The following is a 21,977-nucleotide window of genomic DNA, read 5'->3' as shown; positions in this document are numbered from 1 at the left end:
ATTAATAAAACACTAAGACACGAAGACACTAAGAAAGACAATCTTCGTGAGTTTGTGCCTTAGTGTTGAGTCTTCTGTAAAAACTACAAAGACGCTAAGACACAAAGAAAGAAATCACGGCACTATACAGGCTTTATTCTGCACACCTGAACGGCGATTTGATGTTTACAAATTGTGTTGCGATACCGTGAATCTGCACAACTGCATCCGGTTTTGTTCACTTGAGAAAGGGTTTGATGGATGGGATTCCAAACAACGGCACCTTGATCATTAAACTTAACAGACAAGGGTTCAATTGCGACTCGATTATATCGGGATAAAAAGGCTGTCGCTTCGGGAAAGGGGAGGAAGAATTGACCCTGATTTGTATGGAGTTTTAAACCCGTTGGCTGGATTTCCCAAGCTTTAATTTTGCCTGATTTTAACAGCCGAATGTCTAGCCAACATTGCCAAATTTTGCTAAAATGAGCTTTAGATAATAAGGTTGCACAGCGTCCCTTTGGGGTTTTATAAATGATTTGGGGAATTTGACCAACTCCAACGGTTTGAATGCGTTCAACTCGAATATGAGTCGGAACTAGAGCTTGAATTTCAGCAGTTAGTGCTGTTTCTAAAGAATGGTTAACACTAGCTCCCGAAGATTTTTGAACGGCAGGTGCGATCAATGGGGATGTCATTGTGATATGATCCTTTTGTGATGAAACTTCAACCTCTTAGCACCCAATCATTACGTTCAGAGAAGGGGTGCTTTTTACTTTGCCTAACTCTATTTTAACAAAAGTTGAACAAAACGGCAACACCCGAACCCATTGAGATTTGAGATAAGAACCAAGCCTACACAGACCTGTGAACCCACTGTGAGTATTGCTACGTCAATTCCGCAGAAATTCACGCATGGTACGGTTAAACTCTGGAAAATTGATGGAACTTTGCTTAATAATTTTTCTGAACATAGCACTTCAGTTTATAACGTTGATTTTAACCCCGATGGTCAAACTTTAACTTCGGCGAGCGCCAATGGCGTGATAAAAGTTTGGAAACCGGATGGCACTTTAATTCACTCTTGGACGGGACATAATCTCGCCGTTAATAGTATTCGTTTTAGCCCAAATGGTTCAACGATCGCTTCGGGGAGTGATGATAAAATGGTCAAATTCTGGAAACCTGATGGCACTTGGCGGGCGACTCTACCGGGGCATCTTGGGGCGGTGCGTAGTCTCAGTTTTAGCCCGGATAACAAGACTTTGGCATCGGGTGGCGATGATAAGACGATAATTTTGTGGAACTTGGAAGGATTAGAAGTCGATAATTTATTGAAGCATAGTTGCGATTGGTTGCAAGATTATTTCAATAATTCTAATGTTGATCTGAGTCAGGAAGATCGACGTGTCTGTGACGGTATTAAAACTTCTGGTTCTTAAAATAAAGATAAGAGAAATAAGGATTTAGTTGATCGCCAGTACACCCCAAAAACCGGGTTTCTCTGAGAAACCCGGTTTTTAATCCCCACGCTGATCAGGTACAATAAATCAAAGATAGAAAGGGTGAAATACCCGCAATACAGGCTGATCTGATTATGAGCAACGGAACACTATTTGATAAGGTTTGGGACTTGCACAGGGTTGGAACTTTACCCTCAGGTCAAACTCAACTCTTCATCGGTTTGCACCTGATCCACGAAGTTACCAGTCCTCAAGCTTTCGCCATGCTGCGTGAACGAAATTTACAGGTGCTTTATCCCGATCGCACCGTCGCCACTGTCGATCATATCGTTCCGACTGAAAACCAAGCCCGTCCCTTTGTGGATGTCTTGGCCGAAGAGATGATGCAAGCCCTAGAAAAAAGCTGCAAAGACTACGGCATCCGCTTTTATAATATTGGTTCGGGTGATCAAGGAATTGTTCATGCGATCGCCCCAGAACAAGGCCTCACACAGCCGGGAATGACGATCGCTTGTGGGGACTCACACACCTCGACTCATGGCGCGTTTGGGGCAATTGCGTTTGGCATAGGTACCTCCCAAGTGCGGGATGTGTTGGCGTCTCAAACTTTAGCCCTGTCTAAGTTAAAAGTTCGTCGGATCGAAGTCAATGGCGAGTTAAACCCGGGTGTTTATGCTAAAGATGTGATTCTGCATATTATCCGTAAACTGGGTGTTAATGGCGGTGTGGGCTACGCCTATGAATTTGCGGGGAGTACCCTAGCGGCGATGTCGATGGAAGAACGGATGACCATCTGCAATATGTCCATTGAAGGCGGCGCCCGTTGCGGTTATGTTAACCCAGATCAGGTGACGTTTGACTATCTTCAAGGGCGAGATTTTGCACCCATTGGGGAAAATTGGGATAAAGCCGTGAGTTGGTGGCAGAGTCTCCACAGTGATGCGGATGCGGTTTATGATGATGTGGTGACGTTTGATGCGGCGGAGATTTCCCCGACAGTAACCTGGGGAATTACACCCGGTCAGGGAATAGCAGTCGATGAGACTATCCCCAGTTTAGACAGTTTTGCAGAAAGCGATCGCGATGTTGCCCAGGAAGCGTATCGTTATATGGAGTTTTCCCCCGGTACCCCGATAAAAGGCACAAAAGTTGATGTTTGTTTTATTGGCAGTTGTACCAACGGACGGTTAAGTGATTTGCGAGAAGCGGCGAAATTTGCCCAAGGACGTCATGTGGCAAATGGGGTGAAAGCCTTTGTGGTTCCGGCTTCTGAACGGATTAAAAAACAAGCCGAAGCCGAAGGACTGGATCAAATTTTTCAAGAAGCGGGTTTTGAATGGCGTGAGGCGGGATGTTCGATGTGTTTGGCGATGAACCCCGATAAGCTGCAAGGAAATCAAATGAGTGCGTCTTCGTCTAATCGTAATTTTAAAGGGCGTCAAGGTTCATCTACGGGGCGGACGTTGTTGATGAGTCCGGCGATGGTGGTAGCCGCAGCAGTCAAGGGCGAAGTAACAGATATCCGCGAGTTGTTGTAAAAACAGGTTGATTTTTGAAAGGAAAAAATGAGTCAAATTCAAAGTATTTCAGGACGGGGTATTCCTTTAGTTGGGAGTGATATTGATACGGATCGAATTATTCCGGCGCGGTTTTTACGCTGTGTAACGTTTGATGGGTTGGGGGAACAGGTTTTTGCTGATGATCGCCAACAAACTCAAGGAAATCACCCGTTTGATTTACCCCAATATCAAGGGGCGAATATTTTAGTTGTTAATGGTAATTTTGGCTGTGGTTCATCACGGGAACACGCCCCCCAAGCTTTGGCAAAATGGGGAATTCAAGCAATAATTGGGGAAAGTTTTGCTGAGATTTTTTTCGGAAATTGTGTGGCGATTGGGGTGCCTTGTGTGATAGCAACACCGGAACAGGTTCAACAATTACAACAAGCCCTACAAACTGATCCACAACAACCGATGAGTGTGAATTTAGAAGAACAACGGGTACAATGTGGGGATTTAACCCTTGAGGTGAACATGAACGCCGGAGCGCAACAAATGTTCCTGAGTGGAACCTGGGATAGTTGTGGTCAATTGTTGGCAAATGTGAAGCAAATTCAAACAACGGCGAGTCAACTGCCTTATATTCACTGGGCAAATGCCGCAGTAAGCTGATTAATTGTGGCGATCGCATTTCCTGGTTTTACGGATTTGAAACGAACCTATCAACCGTATTTCCTCGCATATAGCCTATCGCCATTCACTCCTCACCCTGAAAATCAATCTAGATCGTGATCCTTCAAATGCCTAAGACTTTCCGCAACATTGCTTCGTCTTTGGGTTTAGCTGAAAAACGACCTTTTTCTAAATCCCGTATCCAGCTTTGACTCTTTCCCGCCATTTCTGCTAACAGCCTTTGACTAATTCCTTGGCGTTTTCGGGCGTTAGCGATTTGATTGGCGGATAAACCCATTGGGGTAGACGTTGGGGTTTTGCGGGCGATGCGGTTTGTCTTTTTCTTGTCGAGTTTGGCGAGTTGCTGTTCCCACTCGGGCGGGAGATTAAACCAAGAAATGCGGGCTTTCATCAAGCGATTCCATTTTCCTCGGGGACTCGAATCAGTCAGGCGTTGATCTTGGCTACCATCATTGATCCAAAAATCGAGGGCTTCTTCTGCATCATCGGGTAATTCGGCGAGTTTAGCCCAAAGGGGTTGGATTTCTGGGACGTAAGTTGTCGCGTCAAACAAGGGTTTCAAGCCATAGTGATTGAGGACTTCGAGATCACTTTCAAAGCAGCGAATTAGGCGTTTGCGGTTTTCACTGTGGAGGCTGGCTTGAGACATTTTTTCCTCACCGTAGGCGACTCGCATTAAGGTGGGAATGGTGATGCACTGTTTTCTTCCCATTTTGGCTTTGAATAATAGCCACAGCATCATTCGGGCGGCGCCGATGTGTTGTTGCCAGATACTCATCACACTACTGAGTAAGAACTTCGGCAGTGTACCGTATTGATAAAAAGCAGTACGTTTACGGTAGTCGTTTTTGTTGAGGAAATATTGCGCCCAAGCCCCGGCTTTGACGGTGAAGGTTAAACCTGTGAGATATTTGTTGCCTTCGGTATCTTTTTGAAAGTGATGTTTGATGTTGAGTAAATGCCAGAGACGATCTTCGGGGACTGAGAAGCCTCTGACTTTGCCCTGTTGCGGCCAATCAATCGAGGTCAGGATTTGACAGGGTTGTTGGGCGAGGGCTTTGATCAGGGTTAGTTTGGTGGCTTTACTGAGATCTTTGCGTTTGTCGAGTCCGAGATATTGTTCGATTTGGCGATCGCTGATCACAAATTCCTGTTCCCAAGGTCGATCTACGGTGGTGGCATAGGCGGCATAAATCAGATGCAAACAAGCGGCTCGAATATCGATTCCTTCAATGGCGGCTAATGCGGCTTCTTGTTCGAGTACCTTGGGGCTATCAGATTCGATGTCATCGGTAAGTCGGAAGACTATTGCCCCTCCACCTTGTTTAACGGTTCGTTCGTAGTAGGGTTGACCCTGAGCGTTGAGTTGCCAAGGAACTTGGCTGGCGCTGGTGAGTAAGTTGCAGGCTTCCCAGACCACCATTGAGGAAGCGAAGGGATTATTCTTTCCATTGAGAAAAATATCGGGACTGGTTGGCATCCGAACGGTAGCTTTATAGCGCCCTTTTTTCGGTTGCAAGGGAACCGGACAACTAATCGGACATTGAACCACACAGAGCGGTTCTGGATAAAAACCTTCGCAGTGGTTACAGAGTGTGGGATCGATCCACAGTTGCCCTTCGACTTGTTTTATGGCGTCTGTCGGACAGTCCGTTTGACAGCTTCCACATCCAGAGCAATTTTCAGGAATTGAATAAGACATCTGTTTAGAGGGATAAGAAGACAATAAAACAACCATCTAAGCTTGGGAGCCGGATTGAATTGACTAACCTTTGTGCTGAACTTGATCTTGAAAGAGCTGCTTTTGGATGAACTTAATAATCCGATTGAATGGGGGTTAACCCTTCAAATATTCGTGAGTTCTTTCTTAAGAGTTAGTCCAAGTTTTAGGCTAGAAAAAACACATTCCGATCTCGCATAATGAGCATCCCAATCTTGCATATACTCTCTGGGGAGCAGCTTGGACAAGAATTTAGAATCTAGATTAGAATAAGTAGTTAGAGTTAGTATTGCAACTTGTGGATACTCCAGTTAGGGCAATATTTGAGTCGTTTTCATTGCTACATATAGAGAATTAACTCATTGATTAACCCTAACCTATTTAACATTCTCTTAAGAACGGTTTTCATCATTTGCTCATAATGAACATTTTATTAAAAAATTTGGTTCGTTATAAACCTTTTTTCGGAAAATAATCAGCAACAATACTTCATCAATTTTTGTATCAATAGAAAGTCAGTGAATGGGTGAATAAATCTTGCTCGAAAGATCAGCAACAATACTTCATCAATTTTTGTATCGACAGAGAGTCCCTAGACAGAGAGAGGTTTTTCAAACAGTTCTGTATAAGCCGGAGACTGTCACCGCCTCAATTCTTGATTTTTAATTAATTTTGAACTTCCCTCGTTCGGGTTGAAGTCGGCTGTCTCTATAGACTTTGAACGGGAAAAATTAGTCAATTATTTTATTATAGATAGAGTTTTGCAGTATAATAATTTTTTTAATCAAATCTTTGTTTTCTGTCAAATATGAATATCACATCAGAAAACCGAACAGTGAACGCTGAAATCCTAGTGATTGATGATACGCCAGAAAACTTACAATTACTCGTTAACTTATTAAGCAGTGTGGGTTATCAAGTTCGAGCGGCTACTAGCGTAAATATTGCGCTTCAAGGAATAAAAAAGTTACCGCCCGATCTGATTTTACTGGATATTATGATGCCCGAAATGAGTGGTTATGAAGTCTGTCAACTCCTCAAATCAAATTCGGAAACTCAGGAAATCCCCGTAATTTTCATCAGTGCCATAGATGAATTAGTGGATCGAGTTAAAGCCTTTCAAGTGGGGGGAGTAGACTATATTACGAAGCCCTTTCAATTTGAAGAAGTTTTAGCTCGGGTTCAGGTGCAATTAGAAAATCGTTTCTTACGGCAAAATCTTCAAGACAAAAATCTAGAATTGTCTCAAGCTCTATCGCAAATTCAAGCGACGCAAAATCACCTAATTCAATCCGAAAAAATGGCAGCTTTAGGACAATTGCTTGCCAGTATTGCCCATGAAATAAATACGCCTTTAGGGGCAATTTTAGCTTCTAGTAATAATTCTCAAACCGCTTTAAAAGAGTTTTTAGAAAAACTGCCTCAACTCATTTACGAAATGTCATCAGAACAGCAAAAACAATTCTTTGCTTTACTGGATTGTTCGCTGAAAGCCGAAAAATGGAAATTAAATAGTAAAGAAAAGCGTCAATTTAAGCGAGATCTCACTCGGACACTTGAAGAACAGGGAATCTCACAAGCTCGGCGAATTGCAGATACTTTAATTGATCTAGAAATTTATGAAAATATTGAATCTTTTTTTCCGCTATTCAAAAATTATGAAGCGGACTGGATATTACAACAAGTGTATAATTTAATTTGCCTCAAAATCAATAGTCAAAATATTGTGATGGCTGTTGAACGGACTACAAAAATTGTATTTGCACTAAAAAGCTATGCTCGTTATGATAATAGTGGTCAAAAACAGTTGGTTCAAATCACTGAGGGTTTAGAAACGGTTTTAGAACTGTATCGAAATCAATTATCTTCAGGAATTGAACTGATTCGAGACTATCAGCCTATACCTGCCATCTGGTGTTATCCTGATGAATTAAACCAGGTTTGGACTAATTTGATTCACAATGGGATTCATGCAATGCAGGGTAAAGGCTGCTTACAAATTAGAGTTTCTGAACAGAAAGGGGGTGTGATTGTTGCAATAACAGACTCAGGCCAAGGGATTTCTCCTCAAGTTCAACCGAGAATTTTTGAACCCTTCTTCACCACAAAGCCTGTAGGAGAAGGAAGTGGTTTGGGATTGGATATTGCGCGTAAAATTATTGAAAAGCATCAGGGTAAAATTGAGTTTGAAAGTCAACCCGGACAGACAACATTTGAGGTCTGGTTGCCAATAGACAATACTCAACCCCCAAGGGCGTCCTAGTTACCCGGGGAGGAGAAATCAAAAAAATTCTTTGTCGTAATCGTTCTAAACATTGATCAAAACAACAGGTTGTTATTATGTCAGAGAAAGCAATTGTATGCGTTGATGATGAGGTGATAATTTTAGAAAGCCTCAAAGAGCAACTGAAAAGACGATTTGGAAGTCGATATTTGTATGAAGTTGCTGAAAGTGTAGAAGAAGCCTGGGAAATTATTGAAGAACTTAAGGAGGAAGACATTGAAATTTTAATGATTATTTCAGATTGGTTAATGCCTGAAATGAAAGGAGATGAGTTTTTAATTAAAGTCCATGAAAAATATCCAAAAATTGTGACGGTGATGTTAACAGGTCAAGCGGATAATATAGCGGTGAGACGCGCTCAAGATAATGCGAATTTGTACCGTTGTTTATATAAACCTTGGAATGAAGAGGATTTGGTTAATATTATTTCCTCAGCTTTATACTAATCTATGAGTAATCTGGCAATATTATGTGTTGATGATCAAGGGTCTATTTTACTCTGTCTCACAGAGCTACTGAAGCGATATCTGGGAGAACACTATGAAATTATTGAAGCTCAAAGTGGAGAAGCGGCTCTGGAAATTTTAGAAGATCTTGAAGAAGAAGGATTAGAAATTGCCTTACTGATTGTCGATCAAATTATGCCAGGAATGAAGGGAGATGAACTGCTTGTAAAAGTTCATGCTCAATATCCCACAGCCTTAAAAATTATGCTAACTGGAGGCCGGGATACTCAGCCTGTTATTCGAGCAATTAATGAAGCGAATTTGTATCGCTATATTACGAAACCTTGGGATGAAACGGACTTAATTTTAACGGTTAGGGAGGCTCTGAGACGTTATTCTCAAGAGAAAACATTAGCGTTTAAAAATCAGGCTTTAAAACGGTTAAATGCTTCTTTAGAGCAGAAAGTCGCTGAACGAACCTCAGAACTCATTCAAGCTAATCAAAAGCTTAAACAACAAATTAGCGAACGTCAACAAGCCGAAGAAGAATTACAACTTCTGTTAACGTTAAGCCAGGTGATTAGTTCTGCACCCGATTTTGAAACAGCTTTAGAATTTGCATTAGAGACATTTTGTGAGACGACCAACTGGATTTATGGCGAAGTTTGGATTCCGGCTACTAATCAAACCGTTCTCGAATGTAGTCCGATTTGGTATTGCTGTCATGCTCAACAAAATCCTCAAATCATCACTGCAATTGAAACGTTTCGTTCTCACTTAGAAGGAATTACATTTAAACCTGGAGAAGGAATTGCAGGACGAGTTTGGCAGTCGAAACAACCGGAATGGATTGCTAATATCGAAGCGGAAATCGAACCGATTCACATTTTATCGGTTAGTCATCCAATTTTAATTAAAAATCCAGCGAAAAATTATGGTTTAAAAGCTCATTTTGCAGTTCCCATTATGGGAAATAATAGTTTTCAAGTCGAGGAGATTTCAACAGATCCCGTTTTAGCTGTCTTAGTTTTCTTTATGAGGGAGTCACGTCCCCAAGATCAGCGATTTGTTGAGTTAGTTTATGCGGCTACCGCTCAACTCGGGGTGATTCTTCAGCAGAAAAAAGCCGAAGCAGAAATCAAAGCTTTATTTACTGCGATGACAGAAGTTGTGATTGTTTTAGATGATTCTGGGCGGGGGTTAAAACTCGCACCTACTCATCAATCTTTTTATACTCCTGAAGGGATTATTGGGCGAAAATTGTCGGATTATTTCCCTCTTGAAGAAGCGGAACGGTTACTCGGATGTATTCAAACGGCTTTGAAAACAAAACAAGCCGTTCAAGTGGAATATAGTATGACGATTAATCAACGTTTAGTTTGGCTTCTCGGGAGTATTTCACCCTTGACTAAAAATACAGTCATGTGGGTTTCTAGAGACATTAGTCAACGTAAAATTATAGAAGAAGCATTGAAAACCAATGAAGCAAAACTTCGTCATGTCGTTCATAATGTGAGTTCGGCGATTGTACAGTGGGATAAGTCTGGACGGATTTTATTTATTAATGAATATGGCTTAAACTTTTTTGGCTATCAAGAAGCCGAAATTTTAGGACAACCGTTAATCGGAAAATTGCTTCCTGAAGTGGAGACATCGGGGCGAGATTTGCGAAATTTAATCGAAAATATTTGTGAGAATCCTGAACAGTATATGATCCATGAAAATGAAAATATTCGCCGGAATGGTGAACGGGTTTGGGTGACTTGGATTAATCAACCGATTTTTGATGAAAATGGTCATTTAATTGAAGTATTATCCGTAGCAACCGACACTACTGAACGCCGACTCGCCGAAGAAACCCTGCGACTGGAACGGGAAAAGTCAGAACGATTATTGTTGAATATTTTCCCTAAAAAAATTGTTGAAAGACTCAAAGAAGAAAAACAGGGTTTAATTGCTGAAAAATATGATGAAGTCAGTATTTTATTTGCAGATTTAGTCAATTTTACGGCTCTTTCTGAACGATTAACGCCGATTCAACTGGTTAAACTCCTGAATGAAATTTTTTCGACTTTTGATCAATTAGCCGAAGGTTTAGACTTAGAAAAAATCAAAACCATTGGAGATGCTTACATGATGGCGGCGGGTTTACCTCTACCTCGTGAAGATCATGCAGAAGCCATTGCTGATATGGCTCTTTCAATGCAATTGGTTATCGATCATTTTCCGTTTGCTTATGGTGAAGCGTTACAAATTCGCATCGGGATTCATCTGGGAAGCGTTGTTGCAGGTGTAATTGGAACTCATAAGTTTATTTACGATTTGTGGGGAGATACGGTTAATATGGCTTACCGCATGGAATCTTCGGGTGAACCGGGAAAAATTCAAGTTACAGAAGCATTTTATGAACAACTCAAAGACGAATATATTTTTGAAAAACGAGGTTTAATTCCCATCAAAGGAAAAGGAAAAATGATGACTTATTGGTTAATTGGTCGAAAGTGAAAGTATAGTAAAAGGCGCTCATGCAATAGACAATAAGCAATAGAAGTTTAAAAACCCGGTTTCTCAAAGAAACCGGGTTTTTAGGAGGAGGTTTTTGATGTGTAAAATCCAACCATTAACTCGATGCACTGGTATAAAACCGCAACGCAAACCGCCAAAATGTGGCTGAAAAATAGAATAACAGAATCGCTAAAATTCCTGAACCGATTATCCAACTGGCTTCGGTTCGACCTAATAGCGTTTCGGCGGGAATTGTCGTTAAAAATGCGACGGGAATAATGAAGGTAAAGAAAAATCGATAAACTGTAGGATAAGCAACCATCGGAAATCGACCTGCTTCTAATAAGCCTCTCAATACTTCAGTCACATTAGAGATTTTCACAAACCAAATACTCATTGCTCCCAACACAAACCACAAACTATATAAACTGATCATTCCGAATAAAAGGGGAATAAAACTGATGAAATAATCAGTAATTTTTAAATCTAGTTTACGACTCGCATAAGCAATCATTAAACCCCCAAAGATAAAATCAGGTAGCCCCCAAGGAGAAACGCTGCGAGTGGATAGCCAAAATTGACTACTCATCGGTTTTAATAAGATAAAATCTAGGGTTCCTTCTTGAACGTGGGTGACAATATGATTAAGATTCGGGACTAATATTGTTGCGGAGAATCCTTGCAGAAGTGTAAAAATTCCCAATACAATTAATGATTCTTCCCAACTCCAACCTTCAAAGCTATATCCAGTTCGATAAAATAAAAACAACCCAAAAATATTCCCTGCTAGACTCCCTAAACTGCTAATTGTTGTTAAAATAAAGTTAATTCTATATTCTAACTCAGCCGCGATAGCAGTTCTCCAAAACAGTTGTAAAATGTGCAAGTAACGTTTCATTTTTTGTTGTATATTTTGATTGAACTTACTGTAGTCGTCTCTGCATTCTGCGAGTACCGGGATGACGGGGGAGACGCTGACGACGACTACGATTAACCCGGAGTTTAGCGCGAATCGCCTCAGCGATTTCTGTTAACCCCACATCTTCTAAAATATCACTAGCGACTAATTCTCCAGTTTCACAGCCACCTTCCATAAAGCCTTGATATTCTAAAGAGGTGTGTTCTCCTGCGAAAAATAAATTCCCAAATCTTTCCCCTTCAACACCATAAAATCGGGTAAATTCTCCGGGTCGATAACATAAATATGATCCTAAACTAAAGGGGCTTCCTGTCCAAAATCCACGCTCTGCTTGATTGCGAATTGCTACCGCATTAATACCCGAAAATACGGCTTCTAAATTCGTATTAAACTGTTGGGCTTGGTCTTGGACTGTTCCCGCGCCGATGGCTATTCCTTGACTCCCACCCGTGTAATTTGTCATCAAACCGACTGTATTAGAAGCATAACGACTGTTGCTGCTTTCCCTGGTATTTTGAAAGCCTAAATCGGTGAAAATATTTCCTCTCGAATTAAAACGAGTTCGCCAGATTTTCTCAGTATATCCGGTAATGATTTTAGAATTTGTTCCGTAGCCAACGGTATCAATCGCCTCTCGTTTGATTTGGGGTAATTCGACATCAATTTCTATAGTTCTCAAAACACTAAAAGGAATGGTTAGTATCACCCGTTCATAAATGCGTTCAAAACTGCTGATTCCTGAACGTAAACTCACCAAAAAACGACCGCCTGACTGTTCTCGAATTGACTCTAAAACCGTTGTTGTTTGTATCGAACCTGCGACAAATTGAGCGAGTCGTTGGGTGATTTGTTCACTCCCGCCATCGAGATAAAATCGTTCGTCACTGTCTCCAAAAATCTCAAAAGTTCCCGGTTCAGTGCCAATATAATAAATTAAGTTTAACGGCGATTGTTCTTCAGCATTCAAACCAAATTCAATTGTATAGGCAATTCTTAAGAGTTGACGAATCGTTGGTGTTGTCGGAATTTGGTTCAAATATTGGGCTAATGAAATATTATCAATGGCAATTGCGGCTTCATCTTGGCTGGTATAATCTTCAAAATTTTCAATTGCTTCTAAATCGGCTGAGACTTGTGCCGCAACCGGAACAAAATCATTAATAATTTCTTCTAACGAAACTCGCCGTCCTTCAAAAAAATAAGTATCGGGAATTAACCCGGCATCAACAGCCAATAAGTCAATTAAACCTAAACCTAATTCTTCAGCTAAACTGCGAATACAAGTATGATCGGTATTAATAAATTCTCCGCCCAATTCTGCAATTAAAGGGGTTCCAGCCGCTTTTGTGACTGTATTAATACGCCCACCCACTTTGTTACGGGCTTCAATAATTTCTACAGGAATTCCGGCTTGAGTTAAGCGATAAGCGGCTGTTAATCCTGCTATTCCCGCCCCAACAATTAACACCGGAGAAATGCTAGACTGAGCAACAGCCCGATGTCGATATTGTCCCAATGTTGCAGTAGCCATCGCACTGGCACCCGCTAGCCCGATTTGGAGTAAACGGCGACGATTTAAAATAGCGTAAGTTTGGCGATCTTCGTTGTGCATTCCTAACAGTTCATCGCTGGGAATTCCTGTTTTTATCGACAGTTGAGCGATGCGATAAGCCTGACGCAAGACTCGCATTAAAGCAGATTTCGCCATTATTTCACCTCGCTTTTTGGGGTTAAACTCACGGGTTCGGCTCTATTGTTATCTATTATCATTAAGATGGGTTAAATTCTTAATAAAATTATAAGTTTTCAATTCTTTTTTTGCCAAATTGACAAATAATGGTATGATCAATTTCTCCAATGATGACAGAAAGCTGACCATCAGAACGTTAAGGAATTGACAATCTATGCTCACCTTGGAAGACTTCTTAGATCAAGACTTTTATTTTAGCCAATATCCTAATGTTGAAGGATCAGTTAATGCGGGAGAATATGAAAGCGGACTCGATCATTTTTTACAAGTTGGACAGTTTGAAAGTTTGCAACCCAATCCCTTATTTGATCCAGCTTATTATCGTTCGATTTATACCGATGTTGCAGGTGCAGTTGAACGAGAAGCCATCACCGAAGCGGAACATTTTATCTTATTTGGTCAGTTTGAACAACGAAACCCAAACCCCTTATTTGATACCGCTTATTATTTAGAACAATATTCTGATGTTCAAACGGCTGTTCAACAACAACAACTCACAACCTTTGAACACTTTTTAAAGTTTGGTCAATTTGAAGGACGAAATCCGAGTGTATTTTTTGATGCTTTATTTTATCAAGAACGTTATCCTGAAGTGATAATAACGATAGAAGATGGCGTTGTCAATAGTTTATTTGAACATTTTATTCGCTTCGGACTTGTTGAGGGAAAATTAGGCGTTTCTCCAGATCCCCGTAATGATTTATCGGGAGCCTTTCAACTGGATACGTTACTCGGAAGTCGCACGGCTATTGAGTCGGTTAGTGAAGAAAATCCGGTGGATCTTTATCGTTTTGTTGTTCCCAATGAAGCCAGTCAAGTCAGTATTCGCTTAAGCCAATTAACGGCTGATGCTGATTTAGAGATTTTACAAGATATCAACTCCAATGAAGTGATCGAATTTGATGAAATTTTAACAACATCAAAAAACTTAGGAATTGCTTCAGAATCTCTAATTTTTGACTCACTGACAACTGGAACTTACTTTGTACGGGTGTCTCAATTTGAAGGAGAAACGGACTATATTTTAACCTTTGATATTACTCCTCTAGTTTAATTGAATGAGCAACTACAACGCGATCGCGTCCCTCCCGTTTGGCTTGATAAAGCGCAGTATCAGCCGCTCTGACAACTGCTTCTCCAGTCAATCCATGTTTAGGAAAAATCGCTACTCCGACAGAAATTGAAATCATTCCGAGTGACTGATGACGATAATGTAAGTTAATATGTTTTATATCATGTCCGGATAATTAGTGATAAAAAACTTTCTCATAATCCGACTCTTTCTTCTTCTTGATTTCCTCGGTGACTCGGTGACTCCTCCTCTCTTTAAAAAAGATGAACTTTCTATCAAGATTGCAGTTCCTTCTTGTAGGGATTTTATCGCTTGCGTTGCTTGTTGAATATTCATCGGTTTAGCAAACAAATATCCCTGTCCCCATTCACATCCCAACGCTTTTAGTTTTTGCCATTGTTCATAGGTTTCAATCCCTTCGGCAACCACCTCCATACCTAAATTATGCGCCAAGGCAATAATTGTTCTAACAATCGCGGCATCCTTGTCATTTTCTCCCAGATTCATCACAAAAGATCGATCAATTTTTAAGCTGTCCAGGGGTAATTCTTGCAAATGACTTAAACAAGAATAACCCGTACCAAAATCATCAATACATAATTGTAAGCCCATCAACTTGGCTTGATCAAGTACACGAGAGGATTTGACTTGTTGTGAGATTAAACAACTCTCGGTAATCTCTAACTTTAAACCAGAACGATCTAACTTATTTTTGACGAGCAATTCTTCCAGGCGAATAAAGAAATTGTCCTGAGTGAGTTGAATTGGAGACAAATTAATATGAAGCACCAAATCAGTACAAACCGGAAACTGTTGTTGCCACTCTCGCCACTGACTCACTGCTGAATTAAAAATCCAGTCTCCCAAATCATAAATTAAACCCGTTTCTTCTGCAATCGGAATAAAAAGTCCTGGTGAAACCATTCCCCGTTCCGGATGTTGCCAACGCACTAAGGCTTCAAACCCCGCTAATTCTCCGCTTGTCAAAGAAACAATTGGTTGATAATGCAAGCAAAATTCTTGATTCTTGATTGCTTTTCGGAGTTCTTGTTCAAGTTGTAACCGTAAGGCGGCTTGTTTTTGCAGATTTGCCGTTAAAACTCGATGACAGCCTCGCCCTGCTTTTTTTGCACTATACATCGCTAAATCTGCATCTCGCAAGACTTCTGCGGCTTCTTCATAGCCAAAAGAACTGTGAGTAATCCCAATACTTGCATTAATATGATATTGATAATTTTCCCATTCCAAAGGCAATTTGAACTGATTTAAAATCGTTTCAGCTAAAGAACTTGCTCGCTCAATATGGCAAATATTTTCTAATAAAATCACAAATTCATCGCCACCCAAACGCACCACTGAACCAAAAGATTTTGTACAAGTTTGGAGCAACCGTTGAGCAACTTGATTGAGCAAACCATCCCCGACAATATGCCCCATACTCTCGTTAATGACTTTAAAGTGATCGAGATCAAGATAGATCAGCCCAAAATGAAAGCCACAATCAACTTTTGATCGATCAATTAAATGCTCTAATCGAAACATCAACCAATTGCGATTCGGCAATCCTGTTAAGGTATCATGGCAAGCTAGATATTCTAACTGTTGCTTGCGAGATAATAACTCTTTATGGGTTTTTTGAAGCTGTTCTAGCGTCATAGCTAGCTCTTTTGTTCGTTCATTTACCTGCTGTTCTAACTGTTGATTGAGTTGAGCGAAAGCGGTTTCCGCTTTACTACGTTCAATCACTTCTTGTTTCAGTCTTTGAGTCGTTTGATAGAGTTGTAAATGGAGTTGAATCCGAGCTAAAATTTCTTCAGTATTAAAAGGTTTAGTAATATAATCAACCGCACCTAATTTTAAGCCTTTCAGCTTATCTATTGTTTCTGATAATGCCGTCATAAAAATCACAGGAATTTCGGCTAAACTCGGCTCGGCTTTTATGCGAGAACAGGTTTCAAATCCATCAATTCCTGGCATCATCACATCGAGTAAAATCAGTTCGGGTGGATGACGTTTAATTTTAGCGATCGCACTTTCTCCATCCTGAGCAATCCGAATATCATAGCCCATTGCATCAAGAATATTAAAAAGTACCCCTAAATTTTCCGAGTTATCATCAACGATTAAAATTTTACTTTTCGCACTTGAGGGTTTATTCATGGTTTTGACTCCGATACTTTTCAATCAGTTGACAGATTTCTTTTTCTTGAAAATTATTAGCAAGTCTCAGCAAAGCTTCTGCAAAAGCAGCAGAACTTGAATCAACTTTTATTAAGTCAAGAGCTTGCTGTTTAATTTGTTTAATATTTCCGTCTAGAGCTAACTCATATAAATTTTCGAGTAATAGATTATCAATATCAACTTCCGACTGATCCGCCGAATTTGTCAACTGATCTGATGAAGCATCTTCTTGATGATCTTCCCGGTAAATCCATTCAATCTTGAGTAAATATTCTAACTTTTTCAGCAAATCTTGAATCTCAACAGGTTTTGTTAAAAAAGCATCACTCCCCGCCTCAAAACATAGCGCTTGATCGGTGCTAAAAACACTCGCAGAACTCGCAATAATTTTGAGATTTTTGTAAGCAGAGTTGTGACGAATCACTTCTATCATTTCCAAGCCTCCCATTTCCGGCATTACGATGTCAATAATCGCTAAATCGGGGTGAAATTCATTGATTTTTTCTAAACCCGCTCTCCCATTATTAGCAATTTCTACCCGAAAGCCAATCGACAACATAAAATCCTGCAAAAATACAATGTTTTCCATTTTATCATCCACTACCAAAATTTTCGGTGATCTGCCTTTCACCCCCATAACGATTTTAGAGACTTTACTCGGGTAGTTACCTTGATTGACGACTTCTAGAATCGGTAACTGAAGATAAAACCTAAATAAACTACCCCTATTATATTGGCTCTCAACTTCTAGTTTCGTTTGCATCATCTCTAAAAGTTTTTGAGTAATCGTCAAACCCAAACCCGTTCCCTCTGATTGTTTGTAAGCTTCCGTACCTTGTTCAAAAGGCTGAAATAGGCGATCAATATCCTCGTCAGGAATACCAATTCCTGTATCTTCAACCTTAAACCTGAGTGTAACAAATTCACTGGAGTTGGCAATAGGGGAAACAACCTCTACAGCGAATATCACTTGACCAATTTCCGTAAATTTGATCGCATTACTTAAGAGATTCAACAACACTTGTCGGAGTCGTTTTTTATCGGCTAAACAGTGTAAATAAGAGAGTTGCGAATCCCCTAAATAAGTCCAGCTTAATCCCTTTTCTTCGGCTTTAATCCGAAAGATTGCAACAATTTCTTCTAAAAAACCGTGAAGCCAGACCGAAGTCGGATGTAAATCCATTTTTTTCGCTTCAATTTTTGCCAAATCTAAAATATCATTAATTAAGTCGAGTAAATGTTCACCACACTTTTGAATCGTCGCTACACTTTGCTTTTGTTGAGGCGTTAAACTTTTATCTTGTTGGAGAATTTGGCTATAGCCTAAAATCCCATTCAAGGGTGTTCGTAGTTCGTGACTCATCTGAGCCAGAAACGTACTTTTAGCTTGGTTGGCAGCATCGGCTATTGCTTTCGCCTCTTTCAAAGCCTGGTTGCTCGCTTCTAAGGCGGTTGTACGGATTTTTACTCGTTCTTCAAGGCGTTGGTTCAACTCTCGTACATCTTGTTCAATCCGTCGTCGCTGAAGCGTTATTGCCAGTTGATTTCCTAATGAATAAACTAACTCAATTAAATGCTGATCTCGCTGGCGATATTTTTGACAATAGAAGATAAAAATAGCGACAATTTGAGTCTCTAACTGAATTGGAATCGCCAAGGCTGTTTCTAATTGAACAGACTCAGCCAATGCTCGACGCACATAAACCGAATCAAGTTGCTTTAATAAAGGGCATAACCATTCCGGTTTTTGAGTCGCCCACACCAGCCCAGGAACTCCTTCATTCTGGCGAAAAGTTAACTTTTTACTTCCCAAGAAAAAGGGTTCTAAATCAGGATTATTGCTATAGAAATGAGAACACAATTCTAGGCGTTGTGTTTCTTCTTCCGGTATCCAAGCTTCTGCATAATCCCAACTAATCGATTCACAAATAAACGATAAAGCAATTTCTAACGCCTCATCCAAATCCTCAGCCGCCGTCATCGCTTGATTGATCTTATACAAAAGACGTTGCTTTTCTTCGCTTTGTTTGCGTTGCGTGACATCAATCCCAACTCCCCAACTTGACCATCCCGGAACTGGATAAATATCAGAAATATTCGTCCAACTAATGGTTTTAATCTTGCCATCTTTAGCCGTTAAATTCCATTCCCAATCAGAATAGTTATTTCCTCTAGTGTTCCAATCTTCTATCATCTGTTTGCGGTAGTTTTCCTCGGGATATAATAACTTAATAGCCTCGGGATTTCCAATGATTTCATCTGCGGTATATCCCGAAATTTTTTCACAGGCTTTATTCCAAGCGATAATATTTCCTTCCTCATCAAAAGCATCGAGCATCACGCTCATATTTTCTAACACTTGACGCAAGCGATTTTCACTTTCACGGAGCTTTTCTTCGTCGCGTTTACGTGAGGTAATATCCTGACCAATGGCAATAATTTTCCGGTCTGACAAATACATATTCATCCAAGTTTGTTCGGTGATCCGTCCACTTCGTACCCGAACTTTCATATCAACCCAACAGCCCATTTTTGTTCGCAGCTTTTTGAGAATATATTGACGGTATTCTGGGTCAGGAAAAGCATCCGCCCAGATGTCAAACTGACTAATTTCTTCAAATTGATAGCCGGAAACTTTTTCCCATTCTTGGTTCACCCAGAGAATATTGTACTGACTATCTATCAAAGCAATCATTACAGGAATATGATCCAGAATATTTTGTAATAGTTCTTTTTTCTCCTTAAGGGCAATTTCTGTATGTTTGCGTGAGGTAATATCGTAGTTAATCCCCACCATACGCAGGGGTTCACCTGTTTGATTGCGTTGAATGAGAGCATCAGCTTTTATATAGCGAATTGAACCATCCGGATGAACAACTCTAAATTCTGTATCATAATCCTTTTCTCCTTTCAAAACCTGTTGATTCAACAACTCTAACTCCCCTCTATCATCCGGATGTAAAATCTGTTTCCAGGCTTGAACAACACCACTAAAGTTTGAGATATCAACCCCATATAGTTGATACATCCGTTGATCCCAAGTTAAGATATTGTTGACAATATCCCATTCCCAAATGCCAATTTCTCCAGATTTGAGCGCTAATTGCAAGCGTTCAGAAAGCTTGCTTAATTGTTCTTCTGCTTGTTTGTGAGCCGTGATATCTTGAGCAATACCAACAGTACGATAAACTTCTCCGTCTTGGCTAGAAAGCGGAAACGTTTTTGACAAAATCCAACGAACTTCTCCATCGGGTCGAATGATGCGATATTCTCCTGCAAATTCACCCGAATTCATAAAAGCAGTGAATTTTTCTAAAATCAGTTTTTGGTCATCTGGATGGATATCATCAAACCAAGCATCATATCTTTGGTAGATTTCTTGACAACTACGCCCCCAAATCTTTTCGTATGCGGGGTTAATATAAAGCATTTGGGGCGGATTCAGTGAATGCACAAAAAAAACATCCTCTACATTTTCAGCAATTTGCCTAAATTTTTCCTCGCTTTCTCGTCTAGCTTGGCGGGTTTGTAGACTTGTAATTCCATAGGTTAGGTCATCAGCGAGTTCTTGGAGTAAGGAAATTTTTGACTTTTCAAAGGCTTCTTTTTCAGTCGATTCGAGTACCAACACCCCAAAAACTTCAGAGAAAATAAGCGATGAATCACTCAAGTCTTCAATATTCTTTTCTTTTCTTCTAATTAGAGGAAAGTTTGCTCTATAAATAACCTTTTGCTGAAGTGAGTCTATCAAACAGCAAACAACGTTATACATTCCCGTTTGCAGAACCGTTGTGATCGAACTATCTCTGTTATTAAATACCGCTTGACAACAAGCCAGATTTGATGACCCCTCAGCACGGCTATAAGCCACCCAATTGATCCTTTCATCATCCGGTTGAACAAATCCGACTCGGACTTGTTGAAAGCCGCCAATTTTAATCAAAATCTGACAAATTTCACTCAAGAGTTCTTGTTCAGTTTTGGCTCGGACTAGGGCTTGGTTGCATTCGCTTAAAGTCGTTAGTGATCGGTTAAGTTGTTGGATATCATTCAGTTGTCGGGTTCTACCTTGCAGCAAATACACCATAAACCCCAACAACCCTGAGATGGGTATCCCCCCCCAAAAAATCGCCGTAGAAAGGTAAGAATAATGTTCTCTGAGTATTTTTGAGCTAGGGATGATCTCGAGCTTCCAAGAAGCCCCTGCTACTTCTACTGGGAGTATTTGCGTATAGGCGATTTGCTGCGGTGAGATTTTCCCAGTCTCTTTGGGCGGATTTGTGTTATAAATTTTATTTCCATCTTCAACCAGAACAATGTGATAATTTGGGATTTTAGCAAGTTCTGTCAGTAGCTTATTAAATAAACAATCAACATCAATGACTGCCACTAACCAGCCTTGAAATATTTGGTCTTTAAATAAAGGAACATAAACCAGCAATCCGACCTTCAAAGTTTGATTAAAATAGTTCAGTTCAACCCGATCGCTAATTTGAGTTTCAGCAAAAATTTTAGACTGAGTGATTACCCGTTGTTGCTGGAGTTTGATCTGGTCATTCAAGCGAGTAACGTTATCTGTTTTGAGAGTCGGAATTACCGAGATCACCTGAAAGTCGGGATCAACACGTGCTAAAGCCAACAGATAAGGAAAAGATTTTAAATAGCTTTTGGAGTCAGTTTGCCACAGATTAGGGACTTGCTCACTCCATAATATTAAACGCTCCCCCATGTGTTCGAGGGTTAATATTTTATCTCCTAAGCGACTTTTTAAAGCCACTTCGATTGCCTGTGACTCCGATTGTATCAACTCCAGAAATTGACTGCGCTCACGCATCATAACTTGTCGCCCCAGAACCATTGCAACAATGCTAAAGTTTAACCCCACCAACACCGATAACCAAGGGGACTTTAGCCAAGTTTTTTGAAGATGCTGCAACTGAAAACCCATAAAATTAGTGGACTTTTTTCTCCGGTTTTTTTTATCTGGGGTCAAAATCTCCGACTTAATCCGCCTTAAAAATTTACAATAAACCCTAGATTTTGCCGACGATCTTCTCTTAAAAATTGAGAAATTTTACAACCAAAATTAACGTTTAAAAGTGGATCAATACACTAGATTGAGTCTGATTAATCCAGAGGAAATTCAAAAAAGACTATTTCAATTGGATGAAAGTTGATTATCCTATAAATCTAACACTTAAGTTTTATGTATATCATAAGTTAGATTGATTTAAATTAGGTTAAGGATTTTTTATGTTTATAAATCTACACCCAATATTTTGTATATATTTATACTGTTTTTAATTTCGAGCCAACTTGTATGCTCAACCTGCAAGACTTACAGCATCTAACATCTGTTGATTTTATATAAAGATACGAAAAGCTTTTGTTAAAGTTATATTGAGTCACTAATTTTGTACAAATCAAAGACAGTTTTTGAGATAAAAATTACTTAAAATGTGAAAA

The 21,977-nt window shown here is 40.0% G+C and carries 14 protein-coding genes; 7 read left to right on the top strand and 7 right to left on the bottom strand.

What is annotated here, in order from left to right; translation table 11 throughout:
• Window positions 1-122 precede the first annotated feature (122 nt).
• A complete protein-coding gene (locus VB836_RS20530) occupies window positions 123-677 on the bottom strand; it encodes a hypothetical protein (protein WP_323222079.1) in 555 nt (184 codons plus the stop codon).
• Window positions 678-857: 180 nt separating this feature from the next.
• Here VB836_RS20530 and VB836_RS20525 point away from each other — a divergent pair, with 180 nt between their 5' ends.
• The 3 genes from VB836_RS20525 (at window position 858) to leuD (ending at window position 3,613) form a co-directional block, all read left to right on the top strand.
• Window positions 858-1,421, top strand: a complete 564-nt coding sequence (locus VB836_RS20525; protein WP_323222077.1) for a WD40 repeat domain-containing protein — start codon at window positions 858-860, stop codon at window positions 1,419-1,421.
• A 155-nt stretch (window positions 1,422-1,576) separates the two neighbouring features.
• Entirely contained in the window at window positions 1,577-2,980 is a 1,404-nt protein-coding gene (gene leuC, locus VB836_RS20520) for a 3-isopropylmalate dehydratase large subunit (RefSeq protein WP_323222075.1), read from the top strand.
• A gap of 27 nt (window positions 2,981-3,007) precedes the next feature.
• Window positions 3,008-3,613, top strand: a complete 606-nt coding sequence (gene leuD / locus VB836_RS20515) for a 3-isopropylmalate dehydratase small subunit (protein WP_323222073.1) — start codon at window positions 3,008-3,010, stop codon at window positions 3,611-3,613.
• 124 nt (window positions 3,614-3,737) lie between these two features.
• On the opposite strand, the gene VB836_RS20510 is transcribed toward leuD, so the two are convergent.
• Complete coding sequence (locus VB836_RS20510) at window positions 3,738-5,336, bottom strand: helix-turn-helix domain-containing protein (RefSeq protein ID WP_323222071.1); 1,599 nt, start codon at window positions 5,334-5,336, stop codon at window positions 3,738-3,740.
• A gap of 826 nt (window positions 5,337-6,162) precedes the next feature.
• Between VB836_RS20510 and VB836_RS20505 the strand changes: the two genes are divergently transcribed.
• The 3 genes from VB836_RS20505 (at window position 6,163) to VB836_RS20495 (ending at window position 10,589) form a co-directional block, all read left to right on the top strand.
• The gene (locus VB836_RS20505) at window positions 6,163-7,617 is read left to right on the top strand and encodes a response regulator (protein ID WP_323222069.1); all 1,455 of its coding nucleotides are present in this window, start codon (window positions 6,163-6,165) and stop codon (window positions 7,615-7,617) included.
• Window positions 7,618-7,694: 77 nt separating this feature from the next.
• The gene (locus tag VB836_RS20500) at window positions 7,695-8,084 is read left to right on the top strand and encodes a response regulator (protein ID WP_323222066.1); all 390 of its coding nucleotides are present in this window, start codon (window positions 7,695-7,697) and stop codon (window positions 8,082-8,084) included.
• Between the two features lie 3 nt (window positions 8,085-8,087).
• Window positions 8,088-10,589 (top strand): adenylate/guanylate cyclase domain-containing protein, encoded by a 2,502-nt coding sequence (locus VB836_RS20495; protein ID WP_323222064.1) that lies wholly within the window; start codon window positions 8,088-8,090, stop codon window positions 10,587-10,589.
• A 115-nt stretch (window positions 10,590-10,704) separates the two neighbouring features.
• On the opposite strand, the gene VB836_RS20490 is transcribed toward VB836_RS20495, so the two are convergent.
• Together VB836_RS20490 and VB836_RS20485 are read right to left on the bottom strand one after the other, a co-directional pair.
• Window positions 10,705-11,487: an ABC transporter permease gene (locus tag VB836_RS20490; protein WP_323222062.1), complete on the bottom strand. Its 783-nt coding sequence runs from the start codon at window positions 11,485-11,487 to the stop codon at window positions 10,705-10,707.
• 25 nt (window positions 11,488-11,512) lie between these two features.
• Complete coding sequence (locus VB836_RS20485) at window positions 11,513-13,216, bottom strand: flavin monoamine oxidase family protein (RefSeq protein WP_323222060.1); 1,704 nt, start codon at window positions 13,214-13,216, stop codon at window positions 11,513-11,515.
• 196 nt (window positions 13,217-13,412) lie between these two features.
• Between VB836_RS20485 and VB836_RS20480 the strand changes: the two genes are divergently transcribed.
• Entirely contained in the window at window positions 13,413-14,312 is a 900-nt protein-coding gene (locus VB836_RS20480; protein ID WP_323222058.1) for a PPC domain-containing protein, read from the top strand.
• Here VB836_RS20480 and VB836_RS20475 read toward each other — a convergent pair.
• From VB836_RS20475 to VB836_RS20465, 3 genes are read right to left on the bottom strand one after another with little or no spacing between them, the layout of a single operon-like run.
• Window positions 14,296-14,448, bottom strand: coding sequence for a diguanylate cyclase (locus VB836_RS20475; protein ID WP_323222057.1), 153 nt, complete (start codon window positions 14,446-14,448; stop codon window positions 14,296-14,298). The genes VB836_RS20480 and VB836_RS20475 overlap by 17 nt on opposite strands.
• A gap of 38 nt (window positions 14,449-14,486) precedes the next feature.
• Complete coding sequence (locus tag VB836_RS20470; protein WP_323222055.1) at window positions 14,487-16,490, bottom strand: two-component system response regulator; 2,004 nt, start codon at window positions 16,488-16,490, stop codon at window positions 14,487-14,489.
• Window positions 16,483-21,459 carry a PAS domain S-box protein gene (locus VB836_RS20465; protein WP_323222053.1) on the bottom strand — a complete coding sequence of 1,659 codons (4,977 nt, stop codon included), beginning with the start codon at window positions 21,457-21,459 and terminating at the stop codon, window positions 16,483-16,485. The genes VB836_RS20470 and VB836_RS20465 overlap by 8 nt, the downstream gene beginning before the upstream one ends.
• Window positions 21,460-21,977 lie beyond the last annotated feature (518 nt).

Origin of the sequence: Limnoraphis robusta BA-68 BA1 (assembly GCF_034932365.1) — a bacterium.
Lineage (GTDB): Bacteria > Cyanobacteriota > Cyanobacteriia > Cyanobacteriales > Microcoleaceae > Capilliphycus > Capilliphycus robustus.
The sequence above is the reverse complement of the archived record's forward strand: the minus strand, read 5'-3'. Positions and strand labels throughout refer to the sequence as shown.